20 protein-coding genes are annotated in these 13,893 nt (G+C 59.4%); all 20 read right to left on the reverse strand.

The features are described from left to right. Positions 1–132: 132 nt before the first annotated feature. On the reverse strand, positions 133–519 hold the full coding sequence (locus MF4836_RS25825; RefSeq protein WP_078472676.1) for a hypothetical protein: 387 nt from the start codon (positions 517–519) through the stop codon (positions 133–135). A gap of 4 nt (positions 520–523) precedes the next feature. Next, entirely contained in the window at positions 524–895 is a 372-nt protein-coding gene (locus MF4836_RS25830; RefSeq protein WP_078472677.1) for a phage tail protein, read from the reverse strand. 13 nt (positions 896–908) lie between these two features. Next, complete coding sequence (locus MF4836_RS25835; RefSeq protein ID WP_078472678.1) at positions 909–2,009, reverse strand: phage tail sheath C-terminal domain-containing protein; 1,101 nt, start codon at positions 2,007–2,009, stop codon at positions 909–911. Beyond that, complete coding sequence (locus tag MF4836_RS25840) at positions 2,006–2,197, reverse strand: hypothetical protein (RefSeq protein ID WP_078472679.1); 192 nt, start codon at positions 2,195–2,197, stop codon at positions 2,006–2,008. The genes MF4836_RS25835 and MF4836_RS25840 overlap by 4 nt, the downstream gene beginning before the upstream one ends. After that, entirely contained in the window at positions 2,197–2,763 is a 567-nt protein-coding gene (locus MF4836_RS25845) for a phage protein Gp37 (RefSeq protein WP_078472680.1), read from the reverse strand. The genes MF4836_RS25840 and MF4836_RS25845 overlap by 1 nt, the downstream gene beginning before the upstream one ends. Next, the gene (locus MF4836_RS25850; protein WP_078472681.1) at positions 2,763–3,254 is read right to left on the reverse strand and encodes a phage protein Gp36 family protein; all 492 of its coding nucleotides are present in this window, start codon (positions 3,252–3,254) and stop codon (positions 2,763–2,765) included. Before MF4836_RS25850 ends, MF4836_RS25845 begins: the two co-directional genes overlap by 1 nt. Continuing rightward, positions 3,251–3,778 carry an HI1506-related protein gene (locus MF4836_RS25855; protein WP_078472682.1) on the reverse strand — a complete coding sequence of 176 codons (528 nt, stop codon included), beginning with the start codon at positions 3,776–3,778 and terminating at the stop codon, positions 3,251–3,253. Before MF4836_RS25855 ends, MF4836_RS25850 begins: the two co-directional genes overlap by 4 nt. Positions 3,779–3,787: 9 nt before the next feature. After that, the gene (locus tag MF4836_RS25860; RefSeq protein ID WP_078472683.1) at positions 3,788–4,681 is read right to left on the reverse strand and encodes a Mu-like prophage major head subunit gpT family protein; all 894 of its coding nucleotides are present in this window, start codon (positions 4,679–4,681) and stop codon (positions 3,788–3,790) included. 28 nt (positions 4,682–4,709) lie between these two features. After that, entirely contained in the window at positions 4,710–5,684 is a 975-nt protein-coding gene (locus MF4836_RS25865; RefSeq protein ID WP_010564652.1) for a phage protease, read from the reverse strand. A 252-nt stretch (positions 5,685–5,936) separates the two neighbouring features. Then, positions 5,937–6,500 (reverse strand): phage virion morphogenesis protein, encoded by a 564-nt coding sequence (locus tag MF4836_RS25870; RefSeq protein ID WP_078472684.1) that lies wholly within the window; start codon positions 6,498–6,500, stop codon positions 5,937–5,939. A 9-nt stretch (positions 6,501–6,509) separates the two neighbouring features. Continuing rightward, positions 6,510–7,772: a PBECR2 nuclease fold domain-containing protein gene (locus MF4836_RS25875; protein ID WP_078472685.1), complete on the reverse strand. Its 1,263-nt coding sequence runs from the start codon at positions 7,770–7,772 to the stop codon at positions 6,510–6,512. A gap of 2 nt (positions 7,773–7,774) precedes the next feature. Then, positions 7,775–9,331 carry a DUF935 domain-containing protein gene (locus tag MF4836_RS25880; protein ID WP_078472686.1) on the reverse strand — a complete coding sequence of 519 codons (1,557 nt, stop codon included), beginning with the start codon at positions 9,329–9,331 and terminating at the stop codon, positions 7,775–7,777. Then, positions 9,331–10,884 carry a hypothetical protein gene (locus MF4836_RS25885; protein WP_078472687.1) on the reverse strand — a complete coding sequence of 518 codons (1,554 nt, stop codon included), beginning with the start codon at positions 10,882–10,884 and terminating at the stop codon, positions 9,331–9,333. Before MF4836_RS25885 ends, MF4836_RS25880 begins: the two co-directional genes overlap by 1 nt. Further along, entirely contained in the window at positions 10,881–11,393 is a 513-nt protein-coding gene (locus tag MF4836_RS25890) for a DUF3486 family protein (RefSeq protein ID WP_010564657.1), read from the reverse strand. The genes MF4836_RS25885 and MF4836_RS25890 overlap by 4 nt, the downstream gene beginning before the upstream one ends. A 4-nt stretch (positions 11,394–11,397) precedes the next feature. Next, positions 11,398–11,706 carry a hypothetical protein gene (locus tag MF4836_RS25895; RefSeq protein ID WP_069557235.1) on the reverse strand — a complete coding sequence of 103 codons (309 nt, stop codon included), beginning with the start codon at positions 11,704–11,706 and terminating at the stop codon, positions 11,398–11,400. Continuing rightward, complete coding sequence (locus tag MF4836_RS25900; RefSeq protein WP_078472688.1) at positions 11,706–12,014, reverse strand: hypothetical protein; 309 nt, start codon at positions 12,012–12,014, stop codon at positions 11,706–11,708. Before MF4836_RS25900 ends, MF4836_RS25895 begins: the two co-directional genes overlap by 1 nt. Then, positions 12,011–12,232 carry a TraR/DksA C4-type zinc finger protein gene (locus MF4836_RS36230; protein WP_078472689.1) on the reverse strand — a complete coding sequence of 74 codons (222 nt, stop codon included), beginning with the start codon at positions 12,230–12,232 and terminating at the stop codon, positions 12,011–12,013. Before MF4836_RS36230 ends, MF4836_RS25900 begins: the two co-directional genes overlap by 4 nt. Then, positions 12,219–12,863, reverse strand: coding sequence for a DNA-packaging protein (locus tag MF4836_RS25910; RefSeq protein WP_078472690.1), 645 nt, complete (start codon positions 12,861–12,863; stop codon positions 12,219–12,221). Before MF4836_RS25910 ends, MF4836_RS36230 begins: the two co-directional genes overlap by 14 nt. After that, positions 12,860–13,456, reverse strand: a complete 597-nt coding sequence (locus MF4836_RS25915; protein WP_078472691.1) for a transglycosylase SLT domain-containing protein — start codon at positions 13,454–13,456, stop codon at positions 12,860–12,862. The genes MF4836_RS25910 and MF4836_RS25915 overlap by 4 nt, the downstream gene beginning before the upstream one ends. A gap of 43 nt (positions 13,457–13,499) precedes the next feature. Next, complete coding sequence (locus MF4836_RS25920; RefSeq protein WP_238596205.1) at positions 13,500–13,793, reverse strand: putative holin; 294 nt, start codon at positions 13,791–13,793, stop codon at positions 13,500–13,502. Positions 13,794–13,893: the final 100 nt, after the last annotated feature.

Below are 13,893 nucleotides of genomic sequence, written 5' to 3' on the forward strand. Positions count from 1 at the left end.
GTCGAGCCTGTTACCTGGGTTTGGGCAGTGCCTTGCGTTGGCGCTGACTGACATAGCGGGTGCCTTTGACCTTGCCGATGATCAGATCGATACGCGCATCGATCTCGGCCCTGGTCATCTGGCGCAGCTCTTCTAGCCGGTAGCCGTGGCGGACGAAGGCGTGCTCGATTCGTCGCCAGTCGGCGTTGCCGCGCTCGGCGGCGCGAGCTTTTTTTCCAGTTCGGCATCGGCGTCGGCAATGATGGCCAAGTCACTTTCGGTCAAGTCGCCCAACAGCAACTCAGTAGTTATCGCTTCGGTGGGAATCTCGCCTAGGGACAACAACTGGCGGCGATAAACTTCCAGCATGATCATTTGAAACGGTGCGCCTGGGTGCAGCTCCTGCGCGGCGACCAGGTCACCGGCGACAGGAACACGCAAAGTGAAGGTCTTGTGGCGCAGGCCGGAGTAATAGACACCCATTTTGAGTTCGCGGGTAATGCTCAGGCCTTCCCAACGTTTGCTTGATTGCTCAGTCACTGCATTACTCCGTGTAGTAGTTGAGAGCAGCGATGGTCAGATCGCGGGTGGCTTCACCTTCAACCTGGTACTTGCTGCCCATCTCGACCAGGGAGCAGCCAGTCCAAGTCTGACGCTCTCCGCCGCCGTCCTGGGGATAGATGGTCAGCTTTGCGTCGATCAAGGCTCGCCAATCAGGCTCGCCTTTCTTCGGGATAGGCACAGCGATTTTCAGGTCGTGTTCTTCAATGCCCTTCGCGGTGCCGCTGGGTTTGCCAGTGCGATTCATCGTCTTGACGATCTTGCGCCCGGTCTTGAGGGTCGGCTCTACGCTAGTTACCTCGTAGTCCGTACCGTTGATCTCCAGGACAATCATCCCTACATAGTTATCAGCCATCTAAAATCACCTCTTACAAGAGCAGGTCAATACGACCGGCGAACACGTGCAGGCCGTTTACAACATCGGCGGGAATGGAACTGTTAAGACGGTTCGCGTCCTGGGTCGAACGCTCGACCACCAGCCCGGCCGCGTTGGCCTCGACCTCTTCGACGATCTCCAGCTCCTGAGCCTTGAGCAGCACGTCCAGCAGCTCGCCGCGTACCGCTTCCGGCGTTTTCTTTGAAAGTTTGGAACGCGGAAAACGCAGACGAATACGGTCACGGCACGCCATGCGGATGTAATACAGGGTGCGGATGGTGGTCAGGTCCAGGAGCGACACGTCAGTGGCGCCCGCCGCAGACTTGGTGTACGTGGTCACGGCGCGGACGATCTGAATGACATCGCCAGCAGCGACTTCCAGCGGAGTGACACCGTTCGCCAGAGCAGTTTCCTGCTCGGTGCGGCCGAGACGTTGAGTGATGGGCGGCACCTTAATCCCGGCCAGTTCCAGGGTGTTCAACGGCCGCGCTGGATCTTCTTCCGAGGCAATCATCGCGGCATAGGCAGCGGCCACCTGGTGCGCTTTCGATGCAGTGCCTGGTAACACCGCCAGACTGATCGCGCCGGAGTTCAACGACGTAGCCAAGGTAGTGGCGGCGGACAGCGTGCTGGTCAAGGCAGAAACACCGATAATGCCTTGCTGCTCCATCGAGTTGGTGTAGACCTTGATGTGTTCGCGCAACGCGGTCAGTGCCGTAGTGCTGTTCCAGGCCGGGACCAAAATGGTAAACCCACCCAGCGCGGTCGCGTCCAGTGCAGGCTTGATGTCCGGTTCTACTTCGCCCTGGACGACCACTCCCACAGCCGACACGGCGGCGTAACGATAAGCCGTGATAAAAGCATGGGCCATTTCTTCGGCGATGGATCCTCCGAACAAGGCTTTTGCTTCCGGCGCACTGTAGAACTGTGTCGGCACATCGGCCGCGACGGTTGCACCATCACCCAAGGGAACGATCAGACACACGCTTTGCTTGTTGGTCGGCAGGTTCCGTTGTGCCAGGCTGGTGTTGAACTCCATGTAAACACCCGGCTTACGGATAGACGCCGGGATCGTGTCGAATTCAATGCTCATTCAGTGGACTCCTGTGCGGGTTGTTTGGCACTGGCACGCGGTTTCTTCACGGGCAGCAGCTCCTGCGCCGCCACACGGCGCCGGTAGTAAGAGGTGTCCGGCACGTCGACCTCCTCGGTATCTTCGATGTACGTGTACGGATCGTTTTCCGTAGGCACCCGGTGACCAGGTGCAGCTTTAACGTGCATTACACGTCCCTCAATTCGATTTTGTCGGTGACCACCGGCTCGGGGTTTTCCGATGGGGTGTGGTATTGCAGGTCGATCCCAAGCAGATCTGGCAGATCAAGCTCAGGTTTTTTCCAGTCCAGCTCGATGACGAATGACTGCCCCAGGACAGACATGTGGTCACTCTCAAACTTGCCGTTGACCAGGTTGGAAAGCTCGGTCGGACGGATAGCTGCGCGATCTGTCCAGGGTTGCCACTCCACCAGTTGGTGCATGCAGGCTTCCCACAGGTCGTAGCTACCTATGTCCTTCGGGCCGCTACCGCGCCGGGTTTCCCGCTCGCCACGGGGATGCCGTGTGACAATTACCAGGCGGAAAGTAATCGGCACTGTGTAGCGATCATGACTACGCCGCTGAAACATCACCTTGGGCACCATGACCAGAACGGCTGGACAGCGCTTTAGCAACCCAGACAACAGGTCCGGGTCGCTCAGTTCACCGCCGTAGCTTTCCACGACCAAGCGCGGGATCTTGGCGACCAGCTCCTTCAGGCGCGCCTCAATCAGATCCTCCAGTTCGCCCAACATCAGAGCGACCTCAAGGTGGTGCGAGACATGAGCCGTGGCTGACTGGTGAGCTGCATGCCCGACCGGCCCGCCTCGGCGGCACCACGTTCCTTGTCTTCCTTCGCTAGGGTCTCAAGGCGCTTGATTACATCCTTGTAAAGCACCCGCACCGTCGAAACTTCCTTACCAGCATCGTCATACAGGTGGTAACGGGCGATCTCGGCCAGATCATCGACCACCCAGTCCGGGGCGTCCTCGCCAACAGGGCGAAAGCGCAGGTAAAACGAAATCTCACTGCGCGCCCGAGTCACGGCATCGGCAATCCGTGCCAGAGTCACAACTGCAATTGCCACATCTTCCGCGTCCCAACTATCGAGTGGCTCGCCAGCAGCGGCAGCCACCAACAGTTCTGGCTCAATCGTCCGCTTGTCATCAGGAACAGCTACCTGAGTAATGTCACGGGCGCCGAAGCGAATCAGAAGTTGAGTGGCGGACGGCAGTGAGAGGTTCATTTACCTTCGCCCTCGACCTTGGGCGCCCTGGGTTTTACGGGTTTGGCGGGCGGTTTCGATGCCTGCGCCTTGGCGTCTTCACGCGCCTGATCTTCCTTGAGTGCGTCCTCCCAGAGGGATTCAAGTTCTACATCAGCCACTGCTTGCGCCTTGGCCAATTCACGCGCCCGATCTTCCTGAAGGGCATCGTCCCAAAGGGAATCAAGGTTGCCCGCCACGGGAGCTATGGGCAGAACCACTCCATCACCCAACGCTGTAGCGTTTGCTTCAAGCGTCTGCGACTGATGGTTTTGTGCGGTGCCGGGCGCTTTCGATACATCGACTTCCTGGAGGTTTTCATCGCGGCGGTCCTGTACCTGGTCGAATTCATCCTCCTCATAAGCGAGGATCAACTGAGGCTCTTTTGACAGAGCCCGCAACTGCGCTTCCGAAAAGAAGTCGTCCGGGTAACGCGCTGCCGTGCTGGAGTGGGCGACGCCACAACGGCGGAAACCTTCATGTTTCGAGGTGATGACGATGGTCATGACGCCCCCTTAACCCAGCCAGGCCGGTGCAAGTACTTCGGCGGTGCCTGCCCATTCATTGCCGTTGTCCGCATCCTTGACCAGGATCTTGCGAGCAGTGCCTTCCAGTTGGGATGGAACGACCAAAAGGCCGGGGTTAATACCCAGAGGGCGACCACCATCGGCCTTGAAGTTCTTCATGGCAGCACGGGCCAAGCCGTAGTTTTCAGCCGTCAGCGGGGCTTTTGAGCAGTAAGCAAACTGCCAGAAGCCGAAGCCGACGTTCACACGCGCATCCACGCCATAGCGGTATTCGTCGCGCATGAAGACACTTTCATCGTCCATGGCAGTCATGGCCTTCAGATCGTAATTGCGACGGTTCTGAAAGATGATGGGCTTGAGTGCACGGCTGACATCGAGCAGATACCAGGCCGGACCTGTTCCGTCCTGGTAGTTGCTGACGGACACAGCGTCGCCGGTCGCGTCGGTGGATGGGTACACTGGATGATCGGTGTCGAAGAAGTACTGGCCGTCGTAACAGGTGGTGGTCAAGCCAGCTTTCAGCAGCGCGAATACCAGCTCGTCCGGGTGTGCGCTGGAGGCACGGCCCATTTCGGCAAACAGCGGCTTGTAGACGCCGATCTCGTCGTCTTCGATGGCATCACGCGGGACACCCACCGAGGACTCAAATTTCTTGTTGGTGATGGAGTAGCCATGCGCTGCCATGTTCTTGAGAACACGGTCGCCGATCCACTCACGGAACGTAGGGAACTGACCGAGCCAGCCATAGGTATTGCTGGCAGATGAGGACGGGACCGGCGTGGCGATACGCTTCCAGTCGGTCGGCGTCTCGGCCTGGGCGTTTTGGAACTCAGCCTTGTACGCAACAAACAGCGCGTTCAAGACACTGGCGTTAATGATCATGAATCTCTTCCTTTATATATAGGGGGAGTTACGCCTTGCCCTTGATGAATTCCGCTTCGCTCATACCCAGCAACGATGCGACCTTTTGCTCTTCGGCATTGAGGGCAGTGCCCGTATTCGCCGGGTTCTTGTTGCTCAGGTCAGAGGCCGCAGCCACGACAGGGGCCGCTGTCACAAATTCCTTGAAGCGCGCCAGGCCCGCTTCGTCGTGGCACATGGCGCGGTGATATTCGACCGTGGACGGGGTGATCTTTCCGGCTTGGGTAGCCGAGGTGATGACCGCCTCGACTTCCTTGTCGTGTACGGCTTTCTTCTGGCTGGCCAGCGCCTGTTCGGCATTGGTGGCACGGCCGACCAGGGCGTCGTAGTCCGCACGCGGAACGAACTGCGCCAAATTAGGTTGTTCGGCGTTGGCAGCCTGGGCGGTAGTTTTGAGTTGGCTTGCGGCCGACATGGCCTGTTCTTCGGTGGCGGTGTCGGGCAGGCCGAGCAGTGCCAAAAACGCAGCTGAAAGTTTCACTGGTGTGATCTCCGGGGCTTCTTGATTGAGGGCGGTCATGATGAAGTTGGGGATGTTGGTGAGCGCTGCACTGACCATGCGCACGATGCGTCTGTTGTCGAGGTCGTAGTCGAACACCGGGGACAGGAAGCGATATTCTCGGGCCTCGACCTGAGCGGCACCGCGAGGCGTCCATTCAACTCGGCCCCACAGGGCGCCATTGCGGACTTCAAATTGCTTGACCCAAGCACCGGCTGGGGCTTCCTGGCCAACGGATGCTCGCAGTTGTGTGGCGTGCTCCCGGTCGATCACCAGATCGATAGCTCGACCGATGAAATTGGACTGCACCAGTTCGGTGGCCATGTCATCGAACAGCCAGGCACGGCCATCGCGGCCGGTGACGGTCGGACCTGCGGGGATGAGTTCAACCCAGTCGGGAGCCTTTCCATCGGAAAGCACGACGGAGCTGTAGATTTCTGAGTTAGCGGCGAGTTGAGTTTTCATGCCGCCAGTCTGTGCGGCCAGGCGGAGTTAGTGAGTATCAGCGGGGTTTAAGAATTTGCGTCTTGGGGAGGGGCGTGAGGGGATGCAACGTCAACCCATTCTATACGTAGAGAATGGGGGCAGCGGTCTCGCGTATACGTAATAAATACCGCTAGAACTGAATCTAACGCAGGTCTAACGCTGCCCAACCACTCCATGAGCGGCGGATGTACCCGAAGGAGACAATCAGCGCGCCTGCGGGATTCTGCGCAGTTACTCTGTTACCGGCTCCAGAAGGTAGTCCTGGATGATCGCGAGGATTTCAATATCGTCGTCTGATGACAGGCCCAAGTAGGGTCTTGCCTTGATCTCGGAGTCATGCGCACCTCGGGTAACCCACTGCGCAAAGTTGGACTTGCTCTTCTTCACAAAGCGGTTGCCCACCGATCCATCTTTACCCTGACGGAAGTAGACCTGCTGTGACCTGGCCGCATGCTGGACCTTACCACCGAACTGGTGAATGGCACCGTATGGTCGGTCAGTACCGAACGACAGCTCATTGCGACTGACGTTGTGGCGCAACGTGTCCTGGAGTGTGCCCTTGGCGCGCAGGATGCGACCTCCCTTCTTACGTGCCAGGGTTGAGGGGGCAAGTGGAGCCCAGGGCGAACCGTCTGGAGCCACCTGCTGGCGAAAGCGGTCATCAGTGGATTGGTGCAGGTATTCCGCGATGTCATTGAGCGGCGTTGTCAGGTCGCCCAGTCTCTCTACCAGATCCTCCAGAGCCTTGCCTACTTGGCTTGTGTCGACGGATACCTCAAGCATTGAACCAGCCATGTGTGCCCCCTATTCAGTACGTCGGTAAAGCAGGACACCCAGGCGCAATGCCTCAAGGTACTGCTCACTGTCGTCCACAAACCCGGTAACGCCGGTCCAGCCATCTGCGCCCTGGTCGAATACAGCAACAGCTGGATCAGTCTTCCCCTTGACTAGGACGTGTACCAGGTAACGACGGCGCAATACCGCTTTGCCTTGGTCACGCTGCCATTCCAAGCGTGCCCAGATCTCATCAGGTGCCTTAATGGCCTCCGCCAACAACGGCAGCTCGCGAGCCTTGACGTGTTGGGCCAACGCTATTACGCCGGTTTTGGCATCGCTGAACATCTCCCGCCCGATTACCAGGGCATCACCGGTCACGTCACGGAACACTGCCGGTACGGCGTCAGTGGCGCCGAACTCGCCCAGGAACTGGGTCACCGCTTGAGGGGTAGATACCTTGGCGGGGAGCAGAAGCTTTGCCGGTACCGGTCGAGGCTGCGGCAAAGGTCCGCTTGGCTGCCGATTGGGCAAGCCGGTTGTCGGTGCCGGAGCTGCTGATGGTGCTGGAATCAGATCATGGGTGCGCAGCTGGGGCACGGAGTTGGCCAAGCGTGATTGACCAGGTGCATATTCAAAGCCTGGATCAATCCCCTTGGGCACTCGCACGGTGCGTGGACCACCAGGGCTGTTCTCGCCGATGACCCGATCTTCCCACTCAGTGGCCGGTGCAGGACCAATCGTCAGCCCTTGGCGCTCAACGTCCCTGGCCGAGAGCATGAACTTTTTGCACTTACAGCCCCAACCATTTTGCGGTGTATGAGTTGCCCACCAGGGGTCATCAAGCGGTAACGTGATGCCGTTCCAGGAGAGGTGCATTGGCCGTGGGTGCGCGCTGTCGCCATGACGATAGACTGCATAGGGACGGCGTTTGCGCAACTCCGGGTCGGCCATCTGGGCTTCGCGGCCAGCGTTGTACGACTGGCGTAGGTTGGTTTCCCAGATGACATTGGTGCGCCAACCGCGCTCGCCCTGGTACTGCCAGCCATGTTTGCCTACGACCTGGTCAAAGTCTTTGCGGAACTGCTCCAGGGTGGTGCCGTTGGCGATGGACTTCTCTATGGCACCCCGCAGATCGGTCAGCAGATCCCGCTTCGCAGCACCCGCCACGACGAAGGCGTAGTCATGTTCAGCCGCGTAGGCATCGGTCCAGGCGCGGGTCGGCAGGTCGACCTTGCCACGGAAGTAGTCGATCTGTTCCTTAAACGGCAGGGAGCCGTGTGAGACCGCCATGGTTACAGGCCTCTCAGAATGTCATCGCGGCCAGCCAGGCTGGCGGCCGTCAGACCATCGGCAATGGCATCCGCCAGTTGGCTGGTGGTCATCGCTGGATAGGCTTCGATCAGCCGATCTCGGAACTCTTCCAGGCTGCTGACTGTTTCGAGAAGTTCCTTGATCTGCTCGACCATGTCATCCATATAGATCCCAACAGTCCGCTCCAGCGTCCGCACCTGGTTATCAACGATGTCCGGCATTACCACCGGTTTGGCGGGCAATTGCTCGCTGTTGATCGCCTGGGCAAGTACAGGCGTGGCAACAGGCGCCGGGGTACCCAATAGCTCGGCGCCCTCGGCTGGTGAAGGGATATTGAGCTTGTCGCGAATCACCGACTGTTCGACTTTCAGCCCCAGCGGCACCAATTTTTCCAGCGCCGTTATCAGCAGCTTGGTGTCTTCCGGCTGCGGTACGTCGATGATCAATCGCGGATATGGACGACCAGGTGCAAAGTTCAGATCGCACCAAGGCCGCACAAAGTAGCGGTTCAAGGTGTTGGATTCGGCCTTGGCATCGGCTTGCAGTAGGTCTATACGAACTTCGTTATGAATCGTTGCCTGGGCCTGGCTGGACCCGTCATCGGTGGACATGGTCTGGCCAACCACGGCCTTACTGACTTGTTTATCCCACCATTCGGCGAGGCCTTTAAAAAAGTCACCAGCGCCGGCGACATTGGCGGCCTGGGTAAAATCGATGCGCATGCTATCCGGGATCACCGCCGCCGCATCGCTGCCCAGGTTGGCAACCGCAGACATCAGGGTGCTGATGTCTTCCTTGCTGGCACCTGCGCCGTACCGGCCGACACGCATCGGCATGCCGAAGATGTCAGCAAAGCCCATCCAGTCCTTCCACGTCCAGGCCTTGCACATGTAGCCAACAGCAGCGAGACGCGCCAGGCCGCCCCGGATCGGCAGGCCGGAGCGAATACGCGGCAGATGCACAATGAACTTGTATGGTGCCAGCGCAACGCCATTGATCGGATCAGCCTCATCGAGCAGACGCAGCTCCCGGCCGGTTTCTCGGTCAAATTGGAAGAAGCGCTGGTCGCGCGGCTCGAAACGCTCAGGGTTCCAGGTCTTACCACTACGGTCCCACATGATTTCGGAGACGGCATAGCCTTTGCCCATGGCGTCTGTCAGGTCAGCTTGCAGCTCGCCAAATTCGGGAGAGTCAACCAGTTCCTTGAGCTGGTCGGCCCGGCGCACGTCCTCGGGATCATCGCTGGCTGCCTCGACCCGAACAGACAAACCAGCTACTGCCATCTTGCGTGTGCCTAACACCGAGGCGTAATGCAGGTCGCGCTCCTCCATTTCCTCGGCAAGGGTAAGGTAGTCGTTGGCCGATCCCTCGGCAGCGGCCCGCAAAATACTCGCCAGTCGCTGGGGCGTTAGCCCGTTGGCCACCGACTGGTGCCAGATCTGGCGAATGCCGGTGGTGCGGGCAGCGGCCAGCTCTTCCGTGAGTTTTTCGTACTGGATCGGGCGACCGTACTGGTCGACGATTTTGGATTCAGCCATTACCAAATGCCTTTCTGAGAGCGCCACCCAGCCCCGAGCTTGATCTCGCGATCATGCTGGGTGGCTGGCTGGACGCGGTGATATTCGAAGATCTCGACATCTTGACGGGACGCATAGTCGGCCAATACGGCCGCGATACCGGCGTCGCCGTGGCGCTTTTGCCCGGACTTTTCGCCCTTTTCGTTGGTGCGCTTTTCAGGGATGCGAGCCACGCCCTTGACCATCCGAAAGGCACGCACGTCGCTAACCACATCCTTGTCGGCCGGGATGTCGTAGAAGGTGTCATCTTCCAGGGCGGCCTTGAACGGCGGCATGTTGTCGCGATACCAGCCCTCGGTGAGCATGACTCGCTCAATGCGGTTGAAGCCGTACTCAATGGCGGTCTCTTCCGATAGCTGCGAGCCGTTACCCCTGGCGTCGTCTGCACCTTTGAGGAAATTAGGCAGGCGGTCGATGATGTAGAACTTGATCTGCCGTTGTTGCTTGAACGGGACGTTGCGCAACTCGACTACAAAGGGCGTGCGTTTGCGCAGATTCTGCTCTTTGAGCAGCGGCCAGATGACCGAGAGGTCGCCGGAGCGGGCGAAGTCCATGCCGTAGTAGCTTTGGACGTCCAGTGGAATAGCGGCCAGTAATGGCTTGAGGTGTTCTTCGCACCATTCAAGGGACTCAGCCAATCGCAGGGGTTCGGGTAGGGTCTCGTAACCCTGCGGGTAGGCCAGGCGTAACACGGGCACATCTCGGCTGCTGCGCTGTTCGACCAGGGCCATACTGAGGAATGCACCGCCGCCCTGGGAGGGCACGCAGTCCAGCTCTTCGTCGGCTGCATCGCCGTAGAAACCGTAAACGCCATTCACCCAGGCGATTTCATCCTCAAGTCTGTACTCAATACCTTTACGCAGGCAGACACGCTTGTACAGACCATCGGCAACGGCTTCACCGAAAGTGCAGCGGAACACTTCGCCATTGCGCTTGCCAGCCCGGATTTCGTTGACCAGGTCGTTAAAGGCGTTCTCCGTACCGTCGTGGGTGCTGATCACATGGACTTCACCGCCCCAGATCAACAGAGCCATGGCCGCTTTCAGCAGCTCGGCCAAGTCCGCATGGAACGCCGCTTCGTCGATCACGACGACGCCCTGACGGCCGCGCAGGTTGGACGGGCGACTGGTCAGCGCAACGATGCGGTGGCCGCTGGGAAACGCGATGGTGTAGGTTTTGATGTGTTTGTCGGGGTCGCTATCGGGCCAAATGCCTTCTTCTATTTGCTCGGCCGCGTAGTTGTAGGCCCGCGCCCACATGGCGCAGGCCTGGATATACTCCACGGTCATGTCCTGGTTGTAGCCCAGGTAATAGACAGTTTGACCGCCCGCCGATTTTTCGGACGCGGCTACCAGGACGTTGTCTGCAGCTTCGGCCCAGGTGAGACCGATACGCCGGGATTTCTCGCCAACCTTGAGTGGGGCGCGTATACCGATCCACTCTTTCTGATAATCAAGTAAGACCGCTGGGGCAAGCAACGTGGCGGTGCTGTCCAGGACGAGGGGCAGACTCACGATGCCATACCCAGGATCTCGCGCCGGATTTCATCGGAGGTCGCCTGGGTCAGGCCTCCTTTCTTGGCGATCTTATCAACGCGAGCCGCCGCCGTTTCGACCTTCTCCTTCCACTCCGCCTGCCATTTCTTCTGCACAACCGAGGCCTTTCCCAACTCGGCCACAGCTTTGGCGACCTTCGGCAAGTCCATCTGGTCGCCATCGCTCATCAGCAGTTTGAACAGGTGTTCCTGGACAAGACGCATCAGCGCTTCATTGACCGCGCCTTCTTCATCCGGCGCAGCAGCCACCACGGCACGGGCCTGCTCGCTGGCCATCTTCAAGGCCGAGAGTTTGGATTCGAAGTCCTGGCCATAGCGATGTAGCGCCGACTTGCTGATCGAAAAACCCTGGCTCGACAGTTCGTTGGCCAGGGCTTCGTAATCGCTGAAGTTGTTTTCGGCCAGAGCCTTGTCGAGCCAGGTCTTGACCGACTTGGGCAGACTGGCAACCTTGCTGCGTGGGGGCATGGGGTCACCAGTACTTTTCTGGTCGGGCAACGCCTGGATTGCAGGCGATGGTGTATTCCGCAATGTCGACCCCGTAGTGGGTCAGGCCGCAGATCCACACACCGTTGGGCTTTTTGTCCAGCGTCACCAGGCTACGGTCGGCCAGGTAGTCGAGTTCGCGGCGCAGCTCCATTGTGGTGGCGTCGGGATAGATGCCCTGGATGGTGGACAACACGATAGCCTCGTGAGGATCCACGGGGCGCGACGTGTCCAGGGTCTTGATGATGTACCAGCGCAGGGATTCCCGGCGCGTTTTGGCAGCGTCGATGTTCATTACTTCAGTCCTTTTAATTGAACGGTTTCTAGCTTGAGGGCCAACGCGTCAAGCTTGGCCTCGATCACGGTTTGGCCGCGCACGTAGTCTTCCCGGCGCACGTAGTGCACGGGCATGTCACCCCGCAGCCGTTCAAAGGATATTTCCAGCGTGCGCAGGCGTTCGCTGTCCTTGTCAGCCATGGCAAAGCGTTGATCCAGGCGGCGCTCCATCTGCATGACCATCATCTTTACCAGCCCGGCGAAAGCGCCGAGGATGGTTACGGCAATCCCCACCAACTGCCACGCAGGCATTTCAATCGTCGTCATCGACGCCCCCTCTTTTCGCGATGCGTTTGGCACTGCGCGCAAAGCTGCACACCTGGTATGGCCACACGGCGTTGTTCCGGGATTGGCATATCGCAATCCTCTCCTGTGCAGAACTCGGCCGAAGGGCCGGTCAATACTTCACGTTGTGCCAAATGTGCCACCAAGGAGGATTCGTTGTGGATCGCCTCCAGGTGACTGGAAAAGTCAGTTACTTCCATTGAGTGTCCAATCGATCAGGCGGTTGAGCGAAGCCCGGCAGGAACTGTGCAGCTCGCCGTTGCGAATCTGGTTGGCGAGGACAAGCGGCTGGGTGACGCCTGAGTCGAGGCTGTCAGCGGCTCCGGCTCCATCGGGCGACGTAGCAATTCCGCTGGCGGCTTGTCGGGCTTGCTGGGCGGGCACTGCGGTGCCGATTCCGTTGGCTTTGTTCCACACGCGGACAAAGCCAACAGTGAACACGCCACCAGGCAAAGGCTCAGGCAACGATTTGAGGGTGCGGCGATACAGGGTCGTGACACGGGCAATCTCTCCCTTGAGTTGGTCGGTGTTGTTGCGCAACGAATCCTTTGCTTCGGCGAGCTGGGTGGCGAGCAGATCGCCCCGATCCTGCTGAACGCGCAGATCCTCAACCGCCTGTTTGGCTGCTTTAGCTGTTGCATCGGCGATACGTTGCTGTTCCTGGGAATGTTCTAGGCGCAGCTTGGCGATAGCTGTTTCCCCTTCGCCCGAGGCTTTGGAGTAACCCTGGTCATAGCCGTCCTGCCAGTTGAGGTGCAGGCCGAACACCACGGCCGCGATGATGCCCACGTACCAGGTGGCGGGCCTGAGTAGGTCGAGCAAGCCATTCATTGGCACACCCCTTGGCCCCAGCCATCAGCAACGTAGAGGGCTTCCCAGCGCAGCAGGATCAGGCGCGGGTATTGACGGTTTTCCCTGAACGCAGCGGCTGAGCGGCCGTTATTGAACCGCTCGACAGAGTTGAACCAGGTCAGCGGATCGGCCCCCTTAGCCGATGCCAACTTGCGGTCTTTGATCACCCAGCCCAAACCGCCGTTATAGGCGGAAAGGATCAGCGCCCCTTGCTCGCAGGGGCCACGCGCCTGGATGCGGTTCGCCAGCCAGCGGTCATAGCTGACAAGCGCCTGCATGGACCAAACCGGGTTATACGGTTCGATCTTTCCGAGGGCCTTGGGGAACAACTCGGCAAGCCAGGTGGCGGTCGAGGGCATCACCTGGCCCAAGCCTTGCGCACCGACCGGCGATTTCGCGTCGAACTTCCAGCGGCTTTCCTGGTGGATCTGTGCGGCGAAGGTGGACACCGGGGCATCAAGGCCCCATTCGGCTTGGGCGATGCGGGTCAGGTCGCGGCGGTAGCGCTCGGCTTGGTCCGGGATCTCGGCCTTGGCTGGAAGGCTTGCGGCCAAGACAACCAGTAAGCCCATGCATGCCGCAGCTATATATAGAAGAGAACGAGAGCGGTGCATGTCAGAGCCCCAGCGTCAGGCCGAGGACGCACCCCAGCACGACCAGGGCGCGGCGGATACCTGCCATGGATTGGTCGCAGTTCGGCACCATGTCCGGCCGTGCGTACGGGAACAACGCCCGATCCAGCCAGTAGCCCAGCACGCAGCCCAGTGTTACCAGGCCACATTTGTAGAGGACGACGGGCAGCTTCGTCGGGGCGACGATGGCCAAGCAGAACAACAAGGCGATGGTGATCAGCGCCCAGAAGGTCATACGGGGCGTGCGGGGACGCCGCTTCGGTGCGATGGAAGTCATTGGGATACTCGCGGTGAGTGGATGGTGGCCCGTAATGCGGCTAGATGTTGAGCGGCGACCACAGCGTTGCCGGGTACATGGACGGGTGCCCGGTACTCCG

It is taken from the genome of Pseudomonas sp. MF4836 (genome assembly GCF_002018875.1).
GTDB lineage: Bacteria > Pseudomonadota > Gammaproteobacteria > Pseudomonadales > Pseudomonadaceae > Aquipseudomonas.

Bases quoted from the DNA above. Each gene is read 5' to 3' on its own strand.
- MF4836_RS25830 (WP_078472677.1), bottom strand. From the start codon at position 895: ATGGCTGATAACTATGTAGGGATGATTGTCCTGGAGATCAACGGTACG.
- MF4836_RS25835 (WP_078472678.1), bottom strand. From the start codon at position 2,009: ATGAGCATTGAATTCGACACGATCCCGGCGTCTATCCGTAAGCCGGGT.
- MF4836_RS25840 (WP_078472679.1), bottom strand. From the start codon at position 2,197: ATGCACGTTAAAGCTGCACCTGGTCACCGGGTGCCTACGGAAAACGAT.
- MF4836_RS25845 (WP_078472680.1), bottom strand. From the start codon at position 2,763: ATGTTGGGCGAACTGGAGGATCTGATTGAGGCGCGCCTGAAGGAGCTG.
- MF4836_RS25850 (WP_078472681.1), bottom strand. From the start codon at position 3,254: ATGAACCTCTCACTGCCGTCCGCCACTCAACTTCTGATTCGCTTCGGC.
- MF4836_RS25855 (WP_078472682.1), bottom strand. From the start codon at position 3,778: ATGACCATCGTCATCACCTCGAAACATGAAGGTTTCCGCCGTTGTGGC.
- MF4836_RS25860 (WP_078472683.1), bottom strand. From the start codon at position 4,681: ATGATCATTAACGCCAGTGTCTTGAACGCGCTGTTTGTTGCGTACAAG.
- MF4836_RS25865 (WP_010564652.1), bottom strand. From the start codon at position 5,684: ATGAAAACTCAACTCGCCGCTAACTCAGAAATCTACAGCTCCGTCGTG.
- MF4836_RS25870 (WP_078472684.1), bottom strand. From the start codon at position 6,500: ATGGCTGGTTCAATGCTTGAGGTATCCGTCGACACAAGCCAAGTAGGC.
- MF4836_RS25875 (WP_078472685.1), bottom strand. From the start codon at position 7,772: ATGGCGGTCTCACACGGCTCCCTGCCGTTTAAGGAACAGATCGACTAC.
- MF4836_RS25880 (WP_078472686.1), bottom strand. From the start codon at position 9,331: ATGGCTGAATCCAAAATCGTCGACCAGTACGGTCGCCCGATCCAGTAC.
- MF4836_RS25890 (WP_010564657.1), bottom strand. From the start codon at position 11,393: ATGCCCCCACGCAGCAAGGTTGCCAGTCTGCCCAAGTCGGTCAAGACC.
- MF4836_RS25895 (WP_069557235.1), bottom strand. From the start codon at position 11,706: ATGAACATCGACGCTGCCAAAACGCGCCGGGAATCCCTGCGCTGGTAC.
- MF4836_RS25900 (WP_078472688.1), bottom strand. From the start codon at position 12,014: ATGACGACGATTGAAATGCCTGCGTGGCAGTTGGTGGGGATTGCCGTA.
- MF4836_RS36230 (WP_078472689.1), bottom strand. From the start codon at position 12,232: ATGGAAGTAACTGACTTTTCCAGTCACCTGGAGGCGATCCACAACGAA.
- MF4836_RS25910 (WP_078472690.1), bottom strand. From the start codon at position 12,863: ATGAATGGCTTGCTCGACCTACTCAGGCCCGCCACCTGGTACGTGGGC.
- MF4836_RS25915 (WP_078472691.1), bottom strand. From the start codon at position 13,456: ATGGGCTTACTGGTTGTCTTGGCCGCAAGCCTTCCAGCCAAGGCCGAG.
- MF4836_RS25920 (WP_238596205.1), bottom strand. From the start codon at position 13,793: ATGACTTCCATCGCACCGAAGCGGCGTCCCCGCACGCCCCGTATGACC.